Source organism: Thermomonas sp., from assembly GCF_035369645.1.
In the GTDB taxonomy this organism is placed as follows: Bacteria; Pseudomonadota; Gammaproteobacteria; order Xanthomonadales; family Xanthomonadaceae; genus Thermomonas.
Window position 1 is genome coordinate 5,843 of record NZ_DAOOUM010000060.1, and the last position, 2,879, is coordinate 8,721.

3 protein-coding genes are annotated in these 2,879 nt (G+C 63.5%); 2 read left to right on the forward strand and 1 reads right to left on the reverse strand.

What is annotated here, in order from left to right:
* Both PK789_RS10435 and PK789_RS10440 read left to right on the forward strand, forming a co-directional pair.
* Positions 1-1,098: efflux RND transporter permease subunit (locus PK789_RS10435; RefSeq protein ID WP_324308687.1), on the forward strand; the 1,098-nt coding region annotated here is incomplete at its 5' end.
* On the forward strand, positions 1,091-2,032 hold the full coding sequence (locus PK789_RS10440) for a TrmH family RNA methyltransferase (RefSeq protein WP_503011940.1): 942 nt from the start codon (positions 1,091-1,093) through the stop codon (positions 2,030-2,032). The genes PK789_RS10435 and PK789_RS10440, both read left to right, overlap by 8 nt.
* A gap of 43 nt (positions 2,033-2,075) precedes the next feature.
* On the opposite strand, the gene PK789_RS10445 is transcribed toward PK789_RS10440, so the two are convergent.
* The coding region (locus PK789_RS10445; RefSeq protein ID WP_324308688.1) for a M28 family peptidase at positions 2,076-2,879 on the reverse strand (804 nt) is incomplete at its 5' end.

Consider the following 2,879-nt stretch of genomic DNA (forward strand, 5'->3'; position numbering starts at 1 on the left):
TACAAAGAACTGGCCGGCTGGCGCGACATCATGCTGGCCAAGATGGCAGGCAATCCCGGGTTCATGGGGCCGGATTCGGATTACAAGGAAACCCGGCCGCAGATGCGGGTGGTGATCGACCGTGCGCGTGCCGCGGATCTGGGCGTCTCCGCCACCGACATCGGCCATGCACTGTCCACCATGATGGGCGGCATCCGCGTGACGACCTTTGTCGATAACGGCGAGGAATACGACGTCAAGCTGCAAGCCGACCGCAAAGGCCGTGACTCGGTGGCGGCGCTGGATGCCTTGCAGGTACGCGGGCGCGGCGGCGTGTTGGTGCCGCTATCGAATTTGGTGACGCTGAAAGAAGTGGCCGAACCGGGCACCTTGAACCGCTTCAACCGCCTGCGCTCGATTACCTTGAGTGCGCGTCTGGCGCAGGGCTATCCGCTGGGCGAAGCGGTGGCGTGGGCGCAAAAAACCGCACGCGAAAGCCTGCCGGACTACGCGCAAATCAGCTGGAAAGGCGAATCGCGTGAGTTGCAGCAATCCGGCGGCGAGGTACTGGTGACCTTCGCGCTGGCGCTGTTGATTGTGTATCTGGCGTTGGCGGCGCAATTTGAAAGCTTCCTGCATCCACTGGTCATCATGCTGACCGTGCCGCTGGGGGTGCTGGGCGCATTGATCGGGTTGTGGGTCACCAAGGGCACGGTCAATTTGTTCTCGCAAATCGGCATCGTGATGTTGGTGGGCTTGGCGGCGAAAAACGGCATCCTGATAGTGGAATTTGCCAACCAATTGCGCGATGAAGGCCGCAGCATCCACGATGCGATTGTCGAGGCTGCCGCCACTCGCCTGCGCCCGATTTTGATGACATCGATTGCCACCGTGATGGGCGCAGTGCCGCTGGTGATTTTTGGTGGCCCGGGCTCGGCCAGCCGTGCCACGATTGGCATTGTGGTGATCTTCGGGGTGTCGTTCTCGACCCTGTTATCGCTATTCGTGGTGCCGGCGTTCTATGCGCTGCTGGCCAAATACACGCATTCGCCGGAACAACTTGCGCATACTTTGGAAAAACTGGAAGCGGAAACCCCGCAGGCAGGCGGTCATGCGTGATCACGATGGCAATTCCCCGTGGGGTTCCGGCTCCAAAGCGCGGGGCCCGAAAGCGCACAGCCCGCGCGCAACGGATGAGGGCGCACCGCGCCCCTATCCTCCCAGAGAGGGTACGCCACGCCCTTATTCGCCACGCCACGCCCCCGCACGCGCCGCCGCGCCGCAGGAGGATGCCGTGCCCGCACACTCCGCACGTGAGCGCCGCGATGCCGAGCTGCGCCTGTATGGCATGAACGCCGTGCAAGCGGTGTTTGCGCGGCGCCCGCAGGCATTGCGCAAGTTGTATTTGAGTGAGGCCCGCATTCCGCAGTTGCAGCCACTGTTGAAGTGGTGCGTGGCCAACCGCGTGGGCTATCGGGTGGTGGACGATGGCGATTTGCAGAAGCTTGCCGCCAGCGCGCACCACGAGGGCGTGGTTGCGGAAGTGCTGCGCGAGGAGCCGCTGCCGTTGTCGAGCTGGCTGCGCGATCTGCCGGCGGGGCCGCAATGTGCGCTATGGCTCGATGGTGTGGGCAATCCGCATAATTTTGGCGCGATCTTGCGTAGCGCGGCGCATTTTGGGGTCAGCGCCATGTTGCTGCCCAAGCACGCCACCTTGTCCCTGTCCGGCGCGGCGGCGCGGGTGGCCGAAGGCGGTGCGGAAACGCTGCCGATGGTGCGGCTGGGGCGCGAGGACAATAGTCTTGCGCAATTGCACGCCGCCGGGTTTCAGTTGGCGGCTACCGTGGTGCGCGGCGGCAGCGATGTGTTCAACATCACCCTGCCGCAGCGCTTGATTTATGTGCTGGGCGCGGAAGCGGTGGGTATGTCGCCGGAACTGGCGGCGGCCTGTGACTTGCGGGTATCGATCCCCGGCAGCGGTGCGGTGGAAAGCCTCAATGTTGCTTCGGCCACCGCAGTGCTGTTGGCACAGTGGGCGAGCCGTAACCGATAATTCGAAGTGGAAACGGGGCTGTGATTGGCCCCGTTTTGTAGCCTCACTTCTGCGCCGTCTCCGGCGCTTTCAGCGCGCTACCGAAATCCCCCTCGGCATCGGCGGCCAGATAGGCAAACGCGACATAGGCGGCCACGTTTTGTGCCAATTCAGCCGGGTCGATTTTGTCCAGCGTGTCGTCCGGGGTGTGGTGATAGTCGAAGTATTTGCTGGCATCTTGCGCCAGCCCGGCGCAGGCCATGCCGATGGCATTGAACGGGGAGGTATCGGGGCCGCAGCCTTCGGTGTCTTCGCGATGGGCAATGCCCAGTGGCGCGAGGACTTGCGCAATCCGTGCCACGGCCGGCTTGGCGTAATCGGGCACCTTGGCATTGAAGGCGTAGATGCGGCCAGCGCCCAGATCACTTTCTGCGCCAATCTGGTGCCGGGTGATGTGCGCCTTGTGCGCATCCGCATAGGCGCGGCCACCAAACAGGCCCTGTTCTTCATTGGCAAACGCAATCACGCGAATGCTGCGCGCCGGGCGCTGCGCTTTGGGCAATTGGCCAATCAAATGACCGGCGGCCATGCTGATGCCGACGCCGGCACCGTCATCAATCGCGCCGGTGCCAAGATCCCAGGAATCCAGATGGCCGCCAATCACCACCACCTCATCCGGCTTGCTGCGCCCGGTGATTTCGCCGATCACGTTTTGCGAGGTGTACTCGCCATTCCAGCCGCAATCCAACGCCAGCCTCACGCGGATGCTGCCCAGTGCAGTCAGGCGCGCCAGTTGGTCGGCATCGGGCAACGACAGCGCCGCCATCGGGATCGGCGTAATGCCCGGCTGGAAGCGGCTGATCCCGGT

Excerpts from the sequence above, each read along its gene's own strand:
- PK789_RS10440 (WP_503011940.1), top strand. The coding sequence starts at position 1,091 with ATGCGTGATCACGATGGCAATTCCCCGTGGGGTTCCGGCTCCAAAGCG.